Genomic DNA, 17733 nt, shown 5'->3' with positions numbered 1-17733 from the left:
GCTGCTGTACAACATGCGGCGTTGTCCTTAGAGTGACCCCCGAAACGACGGCTTTTCAGCGTCGACCAGATGTACCCGAGGTAAGGACGGCAAGACCAGTGCTTCGCACCCGAGGATCGCGGATCGCCTTGTCCGCGCTCGCCATTGCGGCGAGCGCCATGCTCGCCGCGCCCGCGACAACCGTCGCGGCTCCGGCCCCGGCGCCCGCCGCGGCGCCGAACAGCGTCCCGATGGTTCCCGAGGGCGTTCCGGTGGACGCGCTCGCCGCCCTGACGCCTGCCATCGTGGGCCAGATCGCGGCCGCCGAGACCGCGAGCCCCCAGGCCGCCCTGCTGGACCAGGCCAAAGCCCTGCTGGCCACCCTGAATCTGCCGCCGCAGATCAAGTCGACGCTGGAACGCATCATCAAGTTCCTCGACGGCAGCGGCGGCGGTGGCCCCGACCTACCGGAGCAGGGCCCGGCCATCGCGCAGTTCCTGTACCCGACCATCGGTAAGGGCTGCATCTCCGATTCCGCCGACTCGGTCGGCACCGCGCTCGCGGTGCCCGGCCCGGCCCAGCTGCCCCCGCCCGGGCCTGCGGCAGGCCAGACCGGGTTCGTGTTCACCGCGCTCGGCACCAAGTCGCCGACCGATGTGCAGAACCCGCCGATGACGGTGCAGTGGCTCAACCTCGACACCCGCCAGTCCGGTGTCCAGGCGCTGACCAACGAGGCCAAGATCAACCCGGACGGCCCGGCCACCCTGTCGGCCATCGCGAACACCGGCTCCGGCCGCATCGTCGCGGTGATCGGCGGTTCGCTGACCACGCAGGCCGCCGACGCAGCGCCGCGCACCTGCAACTTCCTGCCGACGCTTGGCTTCTTCACCGTCGGCTGATCCGCCTCTCCGCGTTTTTGCCGGGAGTTGGGAGCCGGGCTGGTAACTCACCGGGCCGCCGGTTGGTACGCACCAAGTTTTTGGCGTACCCGGTGAGTTACCCGCATCTCGCGAATTCAGTTGTTGCGTAAGCAAGCGGAACAACTGGTTCGCTGTGATGCCATTCGCGAAATCACGCTGGTGTTCTCCCCCGCAGCGCCGCGCCGCTGTGGTAGACCGAACCCATGGCGACTGTCGAACGTTCGATGAAGTCCCGCGATTCGGTCCGCAGCCGGCGTTCGCGCCGGTCGATTCTGTCCATCCGCTCCGAAGGTTCGATCCTGTCCATCGGCTCGGCGTATTCGATCCTGTCCATCGGCAGTGTGGGATCGATCCTGTCGATCGGCTCGGTGGGATCGTTCGCCTCGGTGATCTCCTCGGGATCCTTCGCCAGCCTCGGTTCGGCGCTGTCGGGGCTGTCGCGGTGGTCGCTGCTGTCTTGGATGGGCAACCATGAGGCCCCGGAGTCCAGGCCGATGCTGCGGGTGGTCCCCGATGACGAGCCGGATCTGCGGGTCGACCCGGCCTGCCACTGCCAGACCTGAGGCCTACCAGGCTCCGTATTCGGCGGTGAGGATGTTGTTGAGATCGACGCCGACGCCGTCGATGGCGCGGTCGTCGATCTCGAACTGATGCAGATGCGCCGCCGGGTTCACATAACCCTCCGGCGTGCCCCAATCGTGCTGCCAGTACCAGGATCCCAGGCCCGCGGCGACGGCGAGATCGATGGTGGGCGAGTTCGCGTAGACGCCGGTGTTCTCGCGCCCGAGCACGGCGTGCCAGCCGAGCAGGTAGGGCGCGATCATGGTGGCGAAATCAGCGGCGGAGGGGTTGTCGTCGATCGAGGCGTAGATCGGCACACCTTCCGGTCCGCCGGCCGCCAGATGCAGTTCCAGGCCGCGTTCGGCGTGCCGCTTGCCGGCTTCCAGACCACCGCGCCAGTCGGCGGTCGGGCCCTTGCCGAACTGGTAGCACGACACGATCGTCAGCCCGGCCGCGTTGAGATCTTCGACCTCCGCGGCGAGCAGTGGTTTGCCCGCCATCCATTCGGCGCCGGGACGGCGGTCGGAGACGTAGCGGATGACGCCGGTATGGCCGGCGTCGCGGATGGCGGCCGCCGACGGTACTCCGGCGGCGTAATCGACGAGTGTGCCGAGCGATTCGGCGCGCGCACGCGGCAGGCTCGCGGTGGCGCCGATCGAGCCGACCACGGCTGCGGCAGCCGCGTAGCCGAACAGCTCACGCCGGGACAGAGACGAACGCATCACTGGACTCCTTCGCCACCCCCGACGACACCGACCACTGAGTAGCGGCCCGGCGCACCTTCCCCAAGTGTCACTCGTGCGCCGGGAGCCTCGAACGTGAACTCATTCCACCACATTCACATGGGAACCGCCAGACCCACTGGGCACTCTGATCACTCATGCCACAGCGGGGTGTTCACACCGTCCCATCGATGCGGGCACCCACGTCGATGGTGCGCCCGGCCGGGTCGGCCAGTTCCTTGCGCACCACCTGCGCGACCTGCGCGATCACCTGTTTGCGAATGCCCGCGAGCGCGCCGAGGGTGGCGGCCCGCAGGCCGACCGCGCTGAACTCGAGCCGGATGTCCTCGCGGTCCGGCGGCGGCACGTCGATGACGATCAGCAGCGGATCGGCGGCCCGCGCGGTGAGCACCAGTGGTATGCGGACGTCGGCGCGGTAATGGTTGGCCTTGAGGACGTCGACGGTGATGTCCAGCCAGACCGGCAACAGCAGATCGAAGCCGACATCCGAACGGCCGGGATCGGGGCGTGGGCGTTCGGTGAGTTCGGGCAGCCGGACCGCCCCGCGCACCGTCACCGTCGCCGATTCACGCGGGCCGGTGCGGAACGGACCCACCTCGATCGCCCGGCCGGCGAGCCCTTTGACCACCTCGAAGACCCGGTCCCTGGTGACGATCAGCGGAAAGAACCGATGGCCGAACTCGTCGTAGCCGATCCAGTCGAACTCGCTGTCGTCGCGATGCGGGGACGGCGTGCCCGCGACCATCGCCGCCACGTCGAAGACCCGCGAACGGCGTGCCTGCGGATCGGCGAGCATCGTGTTCACCCGCTGGGCGACCTCGCGTTGCACCACCCCGGCCACCGGATCCAGCAGCCATTCCCCTGCGGTGTCCACGGCCTGCGCGCGCAGCACGACGCTGACGTCGGCGGGTTTGATCGGCGGGATATCGATGACGATGAGCAGCGGCGCGGCGGTGCGCGCGTGCAGCGTCATATCGATGGCGACGACCGTCTCCAGCCGCAATTTCTTGCCGCCGAGCAGCACTTTCACCGACAGCGAGACCGGAACCCGCATCTCGAAGGTGACGTGCGGGCCGCTGCGGACCACCACCGGCCGGCCCACCTTGCCCTCGGCCACCAGCCCGGCCAATCCGGCAGGCCCCACCGAGAAGGGGCCGAACTTCATGCCCTTGCCCGCGATTCCGGCGACCGCCGCCTCGATCCGGTCGGTCGTCACCGCGTGGGTGACGAAACGTTCGCCGAATTCGGCGTATTCGATCCATTGCGGATCGTTGTGCGCTTGCTCTATCGGCTGCATCAGACGTTCCGAGACCCTCACCTCCAACGGACTGTTCGACACGGTACGCGATTCGGGTGTCGATCAGACCGCATGGCGGTGACGGCCATGTCATGTCATGAAAAGAGTGATCCCCGTCCTGCCGATGAGGGGACAGCAGGACAGGGATCGGTGGCGGCGCTGCCGGGCGCCTCCGAAGTACATGCTAGGCGTCGATATCCCGTCCGACGAGCCCTTTGTTCGCTCGCCGGAACATTCACCTCGTCGGGTGTGGTTCAGATCCGGCCGAACCCGACAATGCCGGGCACCTCGGCGAGGGCGAACCGATGGATCCGCACCGTGCCGAATTCGTTGCCGCCGATCGTGGTGACGGTGCCGTTCTCGGCACCGAGCACGACGTTGGTGTGCTGGGTGAACGGACTGCTGTCGCTGTAGAGCAGCACATCTCCGGTGCGCGGCTGGTAACCGGCGCCGATCGGCACGAACCGCCCGGCGGATTCGTAGTACTCCTGCAGGGTGTACACGCCAGGGATCCGCCATGATCCCGAGTTGGGGTTCGACAGCGGCAGGCCGGCCTCGCGCATGACCCAGCTGACGAAGTCGGCGCACCACGGCTCGGTGACACCCTCCGCGTACTTCGGCCCCTCGCCCGGATCGGCGAATTCCCGCTCCAGCACGGCAACGATCGCCGCCTGTTCGGAGCTGAGCGCGGCGGCGTCGATCTCCGGGAACTGTCGCAGCGATTCACCCACCACGGCCGGATAGGCGTCGCGCTCCTGCCACCAGCGCACACCGACCACGCCCGCGACGACCACGGCGACGACCAGCAGTCCCGCCATCAACCATCCACCGGCACCGCGCCCCTCCGCTCGCATCGTCGTCGATGCGGCTCCCCGCTGCGTCATCCCGGCTCCGTTCATCCAGGGGCTACCCGCGTTGCCCTACCTCATTGGACGTTCGGCACGGCCGAGTGGTTCCCGCCTCAGTCGGATACAGCCGCGGGCTCCTTCTTCCCCATCGGAATCAGGCTGGTGAGCACGATCGCCACGACCGCCGCGGCCACCGAGATGAGGAAGGCGGTGTGGAAGCCGTCGCGGGAGGGCAGCGCGTGCCCGGCCAGCGAGATGGTCATATGCGCGAGCACAACGCTCATCACCGCCGCCGAGGTGGACGTGCCGATGGAGCGCATCAGCGAGTTGAGGCCGTTGGCCGCCGCCGTCTCACTCAGCGGCACCGCGCCCATGATCAGCGCGGGCATCGCGGCATAGGCCAGGCCGACACCGCCGGCGACGATCACGCCGGCCAGCCCGATCTGCCAGACGCTGTTCATCAACACCAGCGCGCACAGGTAGCCGATGGCGATCACGCCGGAGCCAACCGCGAGGGTGAACTTGGGTCCGCGTGCCGCGGACAACCGCGCCGATACCGGCGAGAGCAGCATCATCACCAGTCCGCCCGGCGCCATCACCAGACCGGCCTGCACCATGGACAATCCGAAGCCGTAGCCGGTCGCCTCGGGGGCCATGAGCAGCTGCGGGAACGTCAGCGACATGCCGTAGAGCGCGAAACCGACGGCCACCGAAGCGATATTGGTGAACAGTACGCGCGGCCGCGCCGACACCCGCAGATCCACCAGCGGCGAACGCTGCCGCAATTCGAAGTAGCCCCAGCCGAGGAACGTCAGCACCGAGACGGCGAACAGGGTCAGGATCGACGCGCTCCCCCATCCCCAGTCCGCGCCCTTGCTGATCGCGATCAGCAGTGCGAGCAGTGCGATCGAGAGGCCGACCGCACCGCCGAAGTCGAAGCGGCCGGGCGTGCGCACCGGCGATTCCGGGACGAACGTGACCACGGCCAGCAGGCAGAGCAGGCCGAGCCCGCCCGAGATCCAGAACAGCATGTGCCAGTCGGCGTTCTGCGCGATGAAGGCGGCGAACGGCATGCCGATCGCACCGCCAACGCCGAGGGTCGCGCTGATCGTCGCCATGGCCGCACCCACCCGCTCGGGCGGCAGCTCGTCGCGAATGATGCTGATGCCCAGCGGGATCGCCCCGACCGCCATGCCCTGTAGCGAGCGGCCGACGATCGCGGGCAGCAGCGCGGTGGACAGCGCGCAGATCACCGAGCCCGCGATCATCGCGCCCAGGTTCACCAGCAGCACCCGCCGCTTGCCGAACATATCGCCGAGCCTGCCGCTGATCGGGGTGGACACCGCACCGGCCAGCAGCGTGGCGGTGACCACCCAGGCGGCGTTGGACGCGGAGGTGTTCAGGTAGCCGGGCAGCGACGGAATGATCGGGATGACCAGCGTCTGCATCAGCGAGACGACGACACCCACCGTCGAGAGCGTTGCGATGAGAACGGCGGGCGCGGGTGTGCGCCGGTTGTCGGTCGTGTTCGAGGACACGTCGGCTACAGCGGTCATGAATGTGTACGATACATATCATGTGTATGGTGCACAATTTGGATTTCGAGTGACGTGCGCGACATAGTGATGGCCATGTCCGATTCGGGTGATTTCGGTTCGGCGGCCGAGAAGCCGCTGTCACGGCTGTCGTTCGAGCTCACGCTGCTGTCCCGCCATACCCCCGCATCCAGTCGTCATCCCCGTTTTCAGCTGGACCGTTCGGCGTACCTGATCCTCACCCGGCTCGACGTCGGATCGCCGTTGAGCCTGCGGGAACTGGCCGAAGCGCTGCGGCTGGACATCTCGACGGTCAACCGCCAGGTCGGGGCGATGCTCGATCAGGGCTTGGTGGAGCGGGTCCCCGATCCGGAGGGCGGGCTCGCGCGCAAGGTCCGTCCCAGCAACAAGGGAATGGAGCTGCTCGCCGCCGACCGCACCGTCGGCCGCGACGGGATCGGCCGCGTCGTCGCCGATTGGCCCGCCGAGGACGTCGAACAGCTGCACCGGCTCATCACGAAGTTCAACCAGTCGGTCGAACGGCTCGAGGGCAACCCCTGGCCGCGGCCCGGCAGCTGAGAGCCGGCCGAATCACCCACCGAGACCGCCGAATCCCGTGCGCGACGCCGTCGGCTCGATACACTGACCCGCGACGGGCGAGGGATCGGGGAGGCGGAAACTCTGGATACGCTGTGGACTTTCGTCGTGAACCGGCGCCACCAACTGCTCACCGACTCCTATCTGCACGTGTCGGCGGTCGTGCAATCGGTGGTACTCGGCGCCCTGGTCGCCGTGGCCATCGGCGTACTGGTCTACCGCAGTCCGCTCGGCTCCTCGGTGGCCACCGCCGCGGCGAGCACCATTCTCACCATTCCGTCATTCGCCCTGCTCGGCTTGCTGATTCCACTGCTCGGCCTCGGCGTCGCCCCCACCATCACCGCGATGGTGCTGTACGCACTCCTGCCGATCCTGCGCAACACCATCGTCGGGCTGGCTGCCGTCGATCCGGCGATCACCGACGCTGCGCGCGGCGTCGGCATGAACCGGCTGCGGGTGCTGGCGCGGATCGAACTCCCGCTGGCCTGGCCCGCGATCCTGACCGGTATCCGGATCAGCACCCAGATGCTGATGGGCATCCTCGCCATCGCCGCCTACGCCAAGGGGCCCGGGCTCGGCAACCTGATCCTCACCGGCCTCACCAGGCTGGGTACTCCGAATGCCGTGCCGCAGGCCTTGACCGGCACCGTGCTCATCGTCGTTCTCGCGCTCACGCTGGACGGACTGCTGCTGCTCCTCGGCCGATTCACCACGTCGAAAGGGATCCGTGTCTGACTCCGAACCCGTGTCCGGCGTCGAGATCGTCCTCGACTCGGTCACCAAACGCTATGGCGACCAGCAGCAACCGGCGGTCGACAACGTCAGCCTGACGATTCCGGCCGGTGAGATCGTGGTCCTTGTCGGGCCGTCCGGCTGCGGCAAGACCACCACGATGCGGATGATCAACCGGTTGATCGAACCGACCTCGGGCACCATCACCATCGGCGGCAAGGACGCACTGTCGATCGACCCCGACGAGTTGCGCCGCGGCATCGGCTATTCCATCCAGCAGGCCGGCCTGTTCCCGCATATGACCGTCGCCAAGAACGTCGCGACGGTGCCTGGGCTGATCGGCTGGGACCGCAAGCGCATCGCGGCGCGCACCGACGAGATGCTCGAACTGGTCGGCCTCGACCCCGATACCTATCGGCACCGGTACCCACGCCAGCTCTCCGGCGGGCAGCAGCAGCGCGTCGGGGTGGCGCGGGCGCTGGCGGCGGACCCGCCGGTGCTGCTGATGGACGAGCCGTTCGGTGCCGTCGACCCGATCACCCGCGGGCTGCTCCAAGACGAACTGATGCGATTGCAGGCGGAGCTGCGCAAAACCATCGTGTTCGTCACCCACGATTTCAACGAGGCGGTCAAGCTCGGCGATCGAATCGCGGTGCTGGGCAATCGGTCCCGCATTCTGCAATACGACACTCCGGCCGCGATCCTCGCCGATCCGGCCGACGAGACAGTGGCCGGATTCGTCGGCGCCGACGCTTCGCTCAAGCAGCTCACACTTACCCGGGTGCGCGATGTCGAGCTGGGCAGTTGCCCGACCGCCACGGAGGACGAGCCGGTCGAGCGGGTACGACAAGCGCTCGACGGCCTCGACTGGCCGTGGGCATTGATCCTCGACAGCAGACAGCGGCCGCTGCGTTGGGTCTCGGCGCCGCAACTCGCACATGCCGAGGCGCTGACGAACGTGGGACGCCCGGTGGGCGAAGTGGTTTCGCTGCAATCGACCTTGCAGGACGCGTTGGAGGCGCTCCTGGCCGAGAGCACCGCGACGGCGGTGGTCACCGGGCAGCGAGGCGAGTACGCCGGGCTGATCACCATCGACACCCTGGTCGGGCACTTGTCGGCGCTGCGTGCCGAACACGCGGGAAACGGTAGTGATTCGCCGGCACGGATCGGTGCGCCGGCGGCACGCGAGCACGCGGAGCTCGGGGGTATCGCGGGCGAGGCGCCGGAAAAGGGCGGCACGCCATGATGAACCGACCGCCGTCCGGTGGGATCCGCGCAGCGTCGCCGACGGAGGCGACGCGCACCGGGAGCCGCCTATGACCGCGACAACGGCTCCCACCGCACGCACCGCCGCCCCCGCCACCGCGCGCCGGGCCGAACGGCTGCGCCTGCTCGTCCAGCCCGCGCTGGTGCTGATCCTTGCCGCCGGTGTGCTGATCTGGGCGTTCGATCGCGACCTGACGGTGACGCAGCAGGCGAGTTTGAACGCGTCCAATATCGCGAAGGTCACCTGGCAGCATGTGCTGATCACCGTGACCGTTGTGCTGATCGTGGTCGCGCTCGCGGTCCCGCTCGGGACGCTGTTGTCGCGGCCGCGCTTCCGCAGGCTAGCGCCGTTTTTCGTCGGCATCGCCAATATCGGTGCCGCCGCACCCGCCATCGGCCTGATCGTGCTGTTCTATCTGGTCACCAAGACCACGGGTTTCTGGATCGGTGTCGCGCCGATCGCCTTCTATTCGCTGCTACCCGTGCTGCGCAATACGATCCTCGGCTATCAGCAAGTGGACCGGACGCTCATCGACGCCGGTCGCGGGCAGGGCATGTCGGCCTCGACGGTGTTGCGGCGCATCGAGTTCCCGCTCGCCGTGCCCTACATTCTGGCCGGTCTGCGCACCTCGCTGGTGCTCGCGGTGGGGACGGCCACTCTGTCGTTCCTGGTGAGCGCGGGCGGGCTCGGTATCCTCATCGACACCGGATACAAGTTGCGGGACAACGTGACTCTCGTCGTCGGCGCCGTCCTCGCCGTCGCGCTGGCGCTGCTGGTCGACTGGCTGGGCGCGCTGGCCGAAGAGTTCCTCGGGCCGCGGGGGTTGACATGAACTCGGCGCGCGCAGCCACCGAACGCGCGGATTACCGGCAGCCGGCGGTGACTGCGCTGCTCACCGGGTCGGAGAGTTGCCGGCGGCGCGCCCGGTCCCGTTCCCGCCGGAAGCCGGGCAGGGCGCTCCTGCTGGTTCTCGCGGGCCTGCTGCTGCTCACCGGCTGCGGTTTGGAAGCCGGTAGCGCTGTCCCGCTGCGGGTGGGGCCGGGCAGCATCCGGCCGGTTCCCGAGCTGGCCGGCGTGCCGATCACGGTGGGCTCCAAGGATTTCACCGAGCAGAACATCCTCGGCTACATCATCGAGTTCGCCATGGTGGCGGCCGGCGCCGAGGTCCGCGACCTGACCAATATCCAGGGTTCCAACAGCTTGCGCGACGCCCAACTGCACGGCCAGATCGACATCGCCTACGACTACACCGGCACCGGCTGGATGAACTACCTCGGCAACGAGACCCCCATCCCGGACGAGCGCGGCCAGTTCGAGGCCGTCCGCGACGCCGACCTGGCCGCCCACGACATGGTCTGGGCCGCGATGGCGCCGATGAACAACACCTATGCCCTGGTCACCAATGCCGCCACCGCCGCCGAAACGGGCGTGCGCACCCTGTCCGACTACGCCCGCCTGATCGCCACCGATCCAGGCCGAGCCGCCACCTGCGTCGGCACCGAATTCAATGTCCGGCGCGACGGATTCCCCGGCATGGCAGCCAAATACGGCATCGACGAGGGCGCGGTGCAGAAACGCCTGGTGCAGGACGCACTCGTCTACACCTCCGTCGCCGACGGCCGCCAATGCAGCTTCGGTTCCGTCGCCGCCACCGACGGCCGCATCCCCTCCCTCGGCCTCCTCCTGCTCGAAGACGACCAGCGCTTCTTCCCGAAATACAACGCCGCCCTGGTCATGCGCCGCGATTTCGCCGAAGCCCACCCCGAGGTCATCACCGTGCTGGAGCCCATCTCGGCACTCCTCACCAACGAAACCATCACCGAGCTCAACCGGCAGGTGGATGTGGACGGACGCGAGCCGTCCGAAGTCGCACGGGACTGGCTGGTAGCCGAAGGGTTCGTCACCGAAGGGTGACGGCCTGCCAGCTCGAGCCGCCTCCGTCGGCTCATCACGGCGACACACACGTCGTTGTCCGACCGAGTGCACCGGCCCGGGCACGGCTGTCACTCCGGGTGAGTATCGGGCGCGCCTCGGTTCGGCATTCCGGCGACGAAACGCGTGAGCAGGTCCGCGAATCGGTGTCGTTCGGTATCGGTCCAGTCGCGCATGGCCGAGGCGAAGGCGTCGATGCGGCGCTGATGAGCCGAGCGGAGCGCGGCCCGGCCCGCCGGCGTGACCGCCAACAGGGAACGGCGGCCGTCGGATTGGTCGGCGATGCGCTCGATATAGCCGGCGTCGACGGCGGCGGCCACCAGGCGGCTGGCTCGGGGGCGGTCCACGGCGAGGGCATCGGCGACGGTGGAGACGGTCGGTTCCGCCGTGGCGGCGACTATGTCGAGAACGTCGAAGGCCTGGCCCGCGGGCTCACCCTCGGGCGCCAGGGTGCGCCGGGTCTGCCGGCGGCGGATCTCCACCATGGCACGTTCGACTCGCTCGACGTCGTTCATGAGGGAATGGTAGCGCCGGACATCTAGTTGTACTATTACAACTAAATGCCAGTCGAGAGGACCCCGTATGCGCTACTTGCTCTGCGCCCTTGCCGTACTCACAGTGACGGCCTGCGCATCCCCGCCACCCGAACCCGCCTCGTCCGAAATACACCCGCCTGCCTCCGGCTCCGGCCCGACCTCGGGGTCGGGCTCGGATCCGAATGCCGGATCGGGCCCGGATTCCGGGTCGGACTCCGGCTCCGGCTCGACGCCCGCCCCCGGCTCCACCTCCGGCTCCGGCTCTCGGCCTGGCGCGACGTCCGGCTCCGATCAGGACCGCATGATCGGGTTCCGGCTGAAGCGGCTCGATCAGCTGATCGAGACCACCTTCGACCGCTTGCTCGGCAATGCCGGACTGAGCCGCCGGGAATGGCAGACGCTGAACACGATCAGTCGCGGTCTGGTCGACGAAGCACAGCTCATCGATGCGCTGCGTCCGTTCTGGGAAGCCAACGGTGAGAGCGTCTCCGATGTGGTCGGCGGTGTGACCGCCCGCGGCTGGGTCGACCGCGACGGCGACGGACGCTACACCCTGACCGCGTCCGGCCGGTCGGCGCACCGAGCCGCGGCGGCCGAGGTCGGAAGCCTGCGCGAGCGGATGACCGAGGGCGTCAGCCCACAGGAGTTCTCGCAGCTGATGGACGTCCTGCACCGCATGATCGTCAATCTGGAAACGCCGTGATGCGGCAGGACCACCGGGCTCCCGCCGGTCGTTCGCGGGCGCGGTCCCGGGACGTCCGCCGCCGCTTCCCGTCTGCTCGCGCCCGAGTCGCCGAGCCTCGGCGATACGCTCGCCGGGAATGATCACCGCAGGCTGCCGCCCGGTCGGCCTGCCCGGACCGGCAAGGAGCTGACACGTGCCCGAACCGGACGGCCCGAATTCTCCGTCACCGGAACAGGGCCTCGCACGGCCCGAGGCGAACGGTCCGCATCTCCCGTCGCCCGCGCCGGCACGGGCCGTGCTGTTCGGGGTGCCGCCGGCGGGCCGGCGGCTGCCCGGTGCGGCCCGTACCGCGCTCGCGTTCGGTGTGCCCGCGCTGATCGCCGCGCTGCTGGGGCATGAGCAGCAGGGGCTCATCGCGGCGCTCGGTTCGTTTGCGGTGATCTTCGGTGAGGGTCGGGTGTACCGGCAGCGGTGGCGGGCGATCGGCTGGGCGGGGCTCGGATTGATCGCGGCGGCGTGCGCCGGTGGGTTCACGGGGGCGGCGATTCATCGGCATACCGCCGCGGGTGGTGCGCATGCGTGGCTACTTGTGCTGGTCGGGCTGATGGCTGTGGTGGCGGTGATAAGCACGTTCGTGAACTCCGCGTTGCGGTTGGGCCCGCCGGGCGGGTTCTTCTTCGTGCTCGCCGTCGGGATCGGTGCGACGGTGACCGGCGCCGGGGTGTCGCCGGGCGCGGTCGCGCTGTGGGCCTCGGCGGGCGCGGTGAGCGCGTTGATCGTCGGCATGTCGGGCGCGCTGCGGTATCCGCATGCCCCGGAGGAGAACGCGGTCGCGGCCGCGGTGGAGGCGGTGCGCGCCTACGACGGCCTGACACGCGACTCCCCCGATCTCGCCGCCGCCCGCTACACCGCGGGCATGAAGATCCAAACCGCGTGGACCATGCTGGACGACGCCCGCCGCTCCGAGCTCGGCCATCCGCCCGCGCGCACCCTGGCCGACGCCCAGTCGCGTTTCGCGGACGCCCTGCATCGCAACGGCGTCGACGATGCCGATGCCCTGTTCGATACCGGGCGCCCCGCGCCGACCCCGTACCCATCGCTACGTTTCCGCCTGGCCCGCTCGCTGTCGCCGGACAGTCACGCCGCCGTCGCCGCCCACCGCATCGGACTCGCGGCGATTCTCGCCGGATCGCTGACCGTCGCGTTGTCCATCGGCCGCCCCGACTGGGCGGTGATGACGGTCGCCGTGCTGCTGCATCAAGGCCCGGGCCGGGTGCGCGGCACCTACCGCGGCATCCACCGGGTGGGCGGTACGGTGCTCGGGCTCGCCGTGTTCACCCTCATCTACGCGTTCGAACCGCGCGGCGTCGCCTTGGTACTCATCCTGATGGCGCTGCAGTTCTCGATCGAATTGTTCGTCGCCCGCAACTACGGTCTGGCGGTCGTCTTCATCACTCCGCTGGCACTGCTGATGGGTGGCGGCGGGCACTACGGCGATCCGCTGCCGGTGGCGTTCGATCGGTTCCTCGAGAGCATCATCGGGGTGGTGATCGGGCTCGGTGTGCTGTGGTTGGTCGATCGCCATTCGCACCGCCGGGTCCTGCTGCGCAATGACCGCCGCGTCCTCGAATCGCTCGACACACTGTTGCTCGCCCTGCGGGCGGATCCCGGCCGGGTTCCGATGATCCGCAAGGAACTGGAGTTCGAGCTGATGGGCTCGACGCTGGCCGAAATCGATGCCGCGCATAACGAACCCACGTGGGCGCGCGCACAGTGGGTGCACCACGAGCGCGTCCGCCGGCTCGGTCATCGCATCCTCGCCGCCACGTGGAATGCGGGGCCGGGCCGCCCCGGTGATCCCGGTCAGCTCACGCGCTGGGCCGAGAGCGTCGCCGAATTGTCTTGAGCAAGAAGGGAACCGGTGCAGCGCCTCTCTGACAGCACGCGGCTCGGGAGCACGGAGGCTGTCCGGAAGTAACGGCCGAGCAGGTTCGAGCCGCGCGCCATACCGCGCTGTGTATCAGTGGGCCCGCTACCTCCAACAGTTTCCCCACCAACGACAAGGTCCGTCCGCACGGCCCCTCTCGATCGAAGAGAAAGCTGCGCACCCCGAGTCCTGTGCTGAGCTAACAGGACTCGGGATGCAGCGGGTTGGTTCTCTGGTGTCGGCCCATGGCATCTACCTCCTTCGGTGTCGTCGTGGTTCATGGCCGGATCAGCTGTAGAGCCGGTCGATGAACGCGGCCAGATTCATCCGCACGCGTTCGATCTTCTCCTCGAGACCGAGATCCTCGCGGTAGCGGCTGCCCATCGCGGGCCGCTTCTTGCCGCGCGTGTACAGCGAACATGCCAGGTCGGTGCACATGTAGGTGCCCACCGAATTGCCGCGCCGCCCGGATTCGCCGGCCTTGTGCGCGGTCAGCAACGACACCCCGCCGCCGGTGTGTGTGGTGAGGCAGATCGTGCACATCTGCGCGCGACCGGAACCGCCGGTTTCGTACCGGAACGCGACACCGATGAGGCGATCGTCACCCGGCGCGACGAGATAGCAGCGGCCGGGAAACGACGGATCGCTCCAGCCGAGGAAATCCAGGTCTTCCCAAGGGCGCTGATCCAGGTCGCGCGGGACCGGTAATCGCTTGGCGTCTCCTTTGGAGCAGTTGATGAACGACGACCTGATGTCGCGTTCGGTAACGGGTTGCACGGTGGTGTTCCCTTCGGTCGTTGATGGACAAAACCGAAGAGACGTTAGGGGACCGCTCTGCGGCGGACAACCGATTTTCACACCGGATGGGCCCTGTTCGCCGGGTGGCCGACATTCGTCTGCGGGGCGCCGCCCCGGGTGCGCCGGCCCCGCGAAAACGCCTGGACCAGGAACTCCGCTGGCTACACTCGAGCGGCACGGGTATCCACTGATGAGGCGGTAGCTCATGGCGTTCGCGAGGTCGATATCGGTGGTCGGCGCAGCGCTCGCGCTGACGCTCACCGGCTGCGGATCCGACGACGACTCCGGTCCCGCCACCCAGTTGTCCACCACCACCCAGGCAGGCCCGGCGGCCGAGGACCCACCCGCGAGCCCAGCGCAGCCCACCGTGACCACCGGCGAGCCCGAGCCCACCGAGGTCGTCTCGCTCGCCGCCGTCGACGCCGCGGGCAGGCCCGCCGACGGATTCACCGTCATCGACCCCGATCCCTACGGCACCCTGAACTGCCGTAACGCCGCACCCAGTCACTCCGCGACCACCGCGGGCATCTATCACTGCGGTGCCTCCGCCGACGCCGCCGACGTCTGCTGGCCGACGCCCTCACGCACCGAACTGCTCTGCGCCGACGACCCGTGGGACCGGGAACTGCGCCGATACACCGTCGATCCGCCGCTCGAACCCATCGCCGCCACCGAATCCCCCGAGCCGTGGGCGCTCGAACTCGCCGACGGCCGCCAGTGCCGGATCCGGATCGGTGGCGCGTGGGGCGGCCGCTCCGACGGCATGGTGGGCGCGTATTCGTGCACCGGCGGCTCCGAAGTCGTGCTCCAGGCCGCCGATGCCCGCACCGCGATCGATACATCGTCGGATACCTGGCAGGTGGCGATGGGCGAGCTCGGCGCCGGCTCACCCGATTTCCCGCCGCCCACCATGGTGGATGTGCGCACCGCCTATTTCGCCGCCGCCGCGAAGTGAGCCGATCTCGCTGCGTCGAGCGGGACAGGTTGGGTAACGTCGCCCTGCAGGAACAACCGAGCACCACGGATGCACCGACCACGAACAGGCGGGATATCAGTGAAGCTACGAATCCGCACCATCGTCGTCACCGGTTGTCTGGCCGCCATGACGGCCATCGCCCCGGTCGGCGCGCAGGCCACACCGTCCGACGACCCGATCATCGCCTCGGGCGATCTGCTCGCCAGGCCCGTCGCCCCGAACGGGTCACGGATCACCGACGTCCGCATCGCCGACGACCGCAATGTGAAGCTGCAGGTGTTCTCCACGGCCATGGGCCGCGATATCTCGGTCTCGGTACAGCGCCCGCGCGATGCGTCCCAGCCGCGCCCGGTGCTGTACCTGCTCAACGGCGCCGACGGTGGCGAGGGCACCGCCAATTGGGTGAGCCGGGCACCGGACGCGCTGGCATTCCTCGGCGAGAAGGACGTCAACGTCGTGCAGCCGATCGGCGGCGCGTGGAGCTACTACACCGACTGGCGTGCGCCCGACCCCGTGCTCGGCGTCAACAAGTGGAAGACCTTCCTCACCCAGGAACTCCCGCCGCTGATCGACGGGGCCTTCGGCACCAACGGGCTCAATGCCATCGCGGGCCTGTCCACCTCGGGAACGTCCGTGCTGAATCTGCCCATCGCCGCGCCCGGCCTGTTCCAGGCCGCCGCCGCGTACAGCGGCTGCGCGCAGACCAGCGACCCGTTCGGGCGGGAGGCCGTGCGGCTGAGCGTTGAGGTGTGGGGCGGCGGCGACGTGGAGAACATGTACGGTCCGCCGAACGATCCGCTGTGGGTGCAGAACGATCCGTACGTCAATGCCGAAGGCCTGCGCGGCCTGGACCTGTTCATCTCCTCCGGCAGCGGCCTACCCGGTCCCCACGACACCCTCAACGGCCCGTACGCCCTGCCCGGCGCCTACGGTCTGGCCAACCAGGTGGTGATCGGCGGCATCATCGAAGCGGCCACCAACTACTGCTCACACAATCTCGCCGCCCGGCTCGACGAGTTGAACATCCCCGCGACCGTGGATTTCCCGCCCGTCGGCACGCATTCGTGGGGTTACTGGCGTGATGCCCTGATCAACTCCTGGCCGGTGATCGCGCGCGGGCTCGAACTGCCGGCCTGAGGGCGGCTGATACCGATCGGCGGCATGTCGCGGAGTTTCTGCTGGAACGCGGAGTTTCCGCTAGAACACCGTGGCCCACACCGAACCTGCGCGATGCCAGACGCCATGAAGACGGCAATGTGCTCGAACCGAGCTGCCCGCGCCGTCACTCCCCCGCGAACGACAGCCCGCGCTCCTCGAGCGCTTCGGCGAGAATCCGCGCGGCCTTCGGGCCGAAACCGTGCAGGGCCAGCAGTTCCGCGCGGGTCCGTGTGCTGAGTGCGTCCAGGGTGGTGATGCCCGCGCCGTGCAGGGCCCGGGTGGCCGGCGTGCCGATCGAGGCCGGCAGGTCGCCGGCTGCTCCCGGGGACGCGGTGTCGGCGGCGTTCAGGGCGGCCGCGAGCCGTTTCGGTGCCCGTGCGAACCATGCGCGCCGGACCAGATAGTTCGACGTCTGTCCGTTGATGTCGGCCAAGGCAATCCGGAGTCCGATCCGTTTGCCCGCGCGTTCGATGACTTCGGCGCTGGGGTGGTCCGCCAGCACGCCGTCGATCTCGTCATCGGCCAGCTGCACCTGCAACTCGTCCGCGCGGCTGAGCGAGGCGAAGCTCTTGCCGCGAACTCGATACGCGACTGCCCCGAAATGCGTGCCCTCCTCGACTTCCGGCAGGGCGAGTGCCGCTTTTCGCACCTGGGCCCGCGTCGTCATCGCCGGTCTCTCGGCACGATCGGCAACTCGAGCTCGAGTTCGTCGCGGATCGGAATACCGTCCTGCCCGTATTCGGGGATCTGCGGTTTGGTGCGCCGCGAGGCCGTGACGGCGTCGGTGTGCAGGGCGGTCAGATGGAAACCGGCGCGCTGGTAGAACCGCAACGCCCGGGTGTTGTCATTGGTGGTCGAGACCCGAACCCGCCGGACATCGGCGGTGCGCACCTCCTCGACCAGGGCTCTGATCAGCGCCGCACCCACCCCGCCGGACTCGAACGCGTTGATGGTGACGATATCGGCCACGCCACCGGCGACGCGGTACATGAGCATTCCGACCACCTGCCCGTCCCGTTCGGCGAGCAGCCCGGGCAAGGCGCCTGCGTCGACCAGCCCGCCCAAGGACAGCGACACCACGCGAGTATCACCCCACTCGCGCCGCAGCAGGGTCGCCACGACGGCACGGTCGGCCGGCACGATCTTGCGCAGCGATACCCCATCCGGGAGAGTCACCGCGTCAGACTACCGCCGCGGCCGCGACCACAGTTCACCACCTGTCTCTTATACACATCTCCGAGC

At 68.7% G+C, this 17733-nt stretch carries 19 protein-coding genes; 11 read left to right on the top strand and 8 right to left on the bottom strand.

All coding sequences use genetic code 11. The features are described 5' to 3' along the window. Positions 1-158: 158 nt before the first annotated feature. Together GV790_RS00125 and GV790_RS00120 are read left to right on the top strand one after the other, a co-directional pair. Positions 159-878, top strand: coding sequence for an Rv1157c family protein (locus GV790_RS00125; protein WP_178127418.1), 720 nt, complete (start codon positions 159-161; stop codon positions 876-878). 224 nt (positions 879-1102) lie between these two features. Continuing rightward, positions 1103-1462, top strand: coding sequence for a hypothetical protein (locus tag GV790_RS00120; protein ID WP_163809149.1), 360 nt, complete (start codon positions 1103-1105; stop codon positions 1460-1462). A 3-nt stretch (positions 1463-1465) separates the two neighbouring features. On the opposite strand, the gene GV790_RS00115 is transcribed toward GV790_RS00120, so the two are convergent. The 4 genes from GV790_RS00115 to GV790_RS00100 form a co-directional block, all read right to left on the bottom strand. Beyond that, a complete protein-coding gene (locus GV790_RS00115; protein ID WP_163809147.1) occupies positions 1466-2182 on the bottom strand; it encodes a DUF1906 domain-containing protein in 717 nt (238 codons plus the stop codon). Between the two features lie 175 nt (positions 2183-2357). Next, positions 2358-3500, bottom strand: coding sequence for a hypothetical protein (locus GV790_RS00110; protein WP_163809145.1), 1143 nt, complete (start codon positions 3498-3500; stop codon positions 2358-2360). Positions 3501-3754: 254 nt separating this feature from the next. Continuing rightward, positions 3755-4384, bottom strand: a complete 630-nt coding sequence (locus GV790_RS00105) for a CHAP domain-containing protein (protein WP_163809143.1) — start codon at positions 4382-4384, stop codon at positions 3755-3757. Positions 4385-4461: 77 nt separating this feature from the next. Beyond that, positions 4462-5904 (bottom strand): MFS transporter, encoded by a 1443-nt coding sequence (locus tag GV790_RS00100; protein WP_163809141.1) that lies wholly within the window; start codon positions 5902-5904, stop codon positions 4462-4464. 69 nt (positions 5905-5973) lie between these two features. On the opposite strand from GV790_RS00100, the gene GV790_RS00095 reads away from it, so the two are divergent. The 5 genes from GV790_RS00095 to GV790_RS00075 all read left to right on the top strand — a co-directional run bounded on the left by GV790_RS00095 (position 5974) and on the right by GV790_RS00075 (position 10393). Continuing rightward, positions 5974-6462, top strand: a complete 489-nt coding sequence (locus GV790_RS00095) for a MarR family winged helix-turn-helix transcriptional regulator (protein ID WP_375139359.1) — start codon at positions 5974-5976, stop codon at positions 6460-6462. A gap of 102 nt (positions 6463-6564) precedes the next feature. Beyond that, positions 6565-7215, top strand: a complete 651-nt coding sequence (locus tag GV790_RS00090; RefSeq protein WP_163809881.1) for an ABC transporter permease — start codon at positions 6565-6567, stop codon at positions 7213-7215. Further along, the gene (locus GV790_RS00085; protein ID WP_280212390.1) at positions 7208-8458 is read left to right on the top strand and encodes an ABC transporter ATP-binding protein; all 1251 of its coding nucleotides are present in this window, start codon (positions 7208-7210) and stop codon (positions 8456-8458) included. Before GV790_RS00090 ends, GV790_RS00085 begins: the two co-directional genes overlap by 8 nt. A gap of 70 nt (positions 8459-8528) precedes the next feature. Then, complete coding sequence (locus GV790_RS00080; RefSeq protein WP_163809137.1) at positions 8529-9311, top strand: ABC transporter permease; 783 nt, start codon at positions 8529-8531, stop codon at positions 9309-9311. After that, the gene (locus tag GV790_RS00075; protein ID WP_256672925.1) at positions 9308-10393 is read left to right on the top strand and encodes a glycine betaine ABC transporter substrate-binding protein; all 1086 of its coding nucleotides are present in this window, start codon (positions 9308-9310) and stop codon (positions 10391-10393) included. The genes GV790_RS00080 and GV790_RS00075 overlap by 4 nt, the downstream gene beginning before the upstream one ends. Before the next feature lie 89 nt (positions 10394-10482). Here GV790_RS00075 and GV790_RS00070 read toward each other — a convergent pair whose 3' ends face one another. Continuing rightward, positions 10483-10926, bottom strand: a complete 444-nt coding sequence (locus tag GV790_RS00070; protein ID WP_163809135.1) for a MarR family winged helix-turn-helix transcriptional regulator — start codon at positions 10924-10926, stop codon at positions 10483-10485. A gap of 322 nt (positions 10927-11248) precedes the next feature. Here GV790_RS00070 and GV790_RS00065 point away from each other — a divergent pair, with 322 nt between their 5' ends. After that, the gene (locus GV790_RS00065) at positions 11249-11650 is read left to right on the top strand and encodes a MarR family winged helix-turn-helix transcriptional regulator (protein WP_163809133.1); all 402 of its coding nucleotides are present in this window, start codon (positions 11249-11251) and stop codon (positions 11648-11650) included. A gap of 175 nt (positions 11651-11825) precedes the next feature. Then, positions 11826-13538 carry an FUSC family protein gene (locus tag GV790_RS30895; RefSeq protein WP_163809131.1) on the top strand — a complete coding sequence of 571 codons (1713 nt, stop codon included), beginning with the start codon at positions 11826-11828 and terminating at the stop codon, positions 13536-13538. A 309-nt stretch (positions 13539-13847) separates the two neighbouring features. Here GV790_RS30895 and GV790_RS00055 read toward each other — a convergent pair whose 3' ends face one another. After that, on the bottom strand, positions 13848-14336 hold the full coding sequence (locus tag GV790_RS00055; RefSeq protein WP_163809129.1) for an FBP domain-containing protein: 489 nt from the start codon (positions 14334-14336) through the stop codon (positions 13848-13850). A 226-nt stretch (positions 14337-14562) separates the two neighbouring features. On the opposite strand from GV790_RS00055, the gene GV790_RS00050 reads away from it, so the two are divergent. Further along, a complete protein-coding gene (locus tag GV790_RS00050) occupies positions 14563-15312 on the top strand; it encodes a hypothetical protein (protein ID WP_178127395.1) in 750 nt (249 codons plus the stop codon). Positions 15313-15459: 147 nt separating this feature from the next. Continuing rightward, positions 15460-16470 (top strand): alpha/beta hydrolase, encoded by a 1011-nt coding sequence (locus tag GV790_RS00045; protein ID WP_163809875.1) that lies wholly within the window; start codon positions 15460-15462, stop codon positions 16468-16470. Positions 16471-16615: 145 nt separating this feature from the next. On the opposite strand, the gene GV790_RS31595 is transcribed toward GV790_RS00045, so the two are convergent. Next, positions 16616-17158 carry a hypothetical protein gene (locus tag GV790_RS31595; RefSeq protein ID WP_163809127.1) on the bottom strand — a complete coding sequence of 181 codons (543 nt, stop codon included), beginning with the start codon at positions 17156-17158 and terminating at the stop codon, positions 16616-16618. Beyond that, complete coding sequence (locus GV790_RS00035) at positions 17155-17667, bottom strand: GNAT family N-acetyltransferase (protein WP_163809125.1); 513 nt, start codon at positions 17665-17667, stop codon at positions 17155-17157. The genes GV790_RS31595 and GV790_RS00035 overlap by 4 nt, the downstream gene beginning before the upstream one ends. Positions 17668-17733 lie beyond the last annotated feature (66 nt).

The organism is Nocardia cyriacigeorgica (genome assembly GCF_010858045.1).
GTDB classification, from domain to species: Bacteria; Actinomycetota; Actinomycetes; order Mycobacteriales; family Mycobacteriaceae; genus Nocardia; species Nocardia cyriacigeorgica_E.
This window is presented reverse-complemented; position numbering and strand designations above follow the sequence as displayed.

Excerpts from the sequence above, each read along its gene's own strand:
- GV790_RS00125 (WP_178127418.1), top strand. The coding sequence starts at position 159 with ATGCTCGCCGCGCCCGCGACAACCGTCGCGGCTCCGGCCCCGGCGCCC.
- GV790_RS00120 (WP_163809149.1), top strand. The coding sequence starts at position 1,103 with ATGGCGACTGTCGAACGTTCGATGAAGTCCCGCGATTCGGTCCGCAGC.
- GV790_RS00115 (WP_163809147.1), bottom strand. The coding sequence starts at position 2,182 with ATGCGTTCGTCTCTGTCCCGGCGTGAGCTGTTCGGCTACGCGGCTGCC.
- GV790_RS00110 (WP_163809145.1), bottom strand. The coding sequence starts at position 3,500 with ATGCAGCCGATAGAGCAAGCGCACAACGATCCGCAATGGATCGAATAC.
- GV790_RS00105 (WP_163809143.1), bottom strand. The coding sequence starts at position 4,384 with ATGACGCAGCGGGGAGCCGCATCGACGACGATGCGAGCGGAGGGGCGC.
- GV790_RS00100 (WP_163809141.1), bottom strand. The coding sequence starts at position 5,904 with ATGACCGCTGTAGCCGACGTGTCCTCGAACACGACCGACAACCGGCGC.
- GV790_RS00095 (WP_375139359.1), top strand. The coding sequence starts at position 5,974 with ATGGCCATGTCCGATTCGGGTGATTTCGGTTCGGCGGCCGAGAAGCCG.
- GV790_RS00080 (WP_163809137.1), top strand. The coding sequence starts at position 8,529 with ATGACCGCGACAACGGCTCCCACCGCACGCACCGCCGCCCCCGCCACC.
- GV790_RS00075 (WP_256672925.1), top strand. The coding sequence starts at position 9,308 with ATGAACTCGGCGCGCGCAGCCACCGAACGCGCGGATTACCGGCAGCCG.
- GV790_RS00070 (WP_163809135.1), bottom strand. The coding sequence starts at position 10,926 with ATGAACGACGTCGAGCGAGTCGAACGTGCCATGGTGGAGATCCGCCGC.
- GV790_RS00065 (WP_163809133.1), top strand. The coding sequence starts at position 11,249 with ATGATCGGGTTCCGGCTGAAGCGGCTCGATCAGCTGATCGAGACCACC.
- GV790_RS00050 (WP_178127395.1), top strand. The coding sequence starts at position 14,563 with ATGGCGTTCGCGAGGTCGATATCGGTGGTCGGCGCAGCGCTCGCGCTG.
- GV790_RS00045 (WP_163809875.1), top strand. The coding sequence starts at position 15,460 with ATGACGGCCATCGCCCCGGTCGGCGCGCAGGCCACACCGTCCGACGAC.
- GV790_RS31595 (WP_163809127.1), bottom strand. The coding sequence starts at position 17,158 with ATGACGACGCGGGCCCAGGTGCGAAAAGCGGCACTCGCCCTGCCGGAA.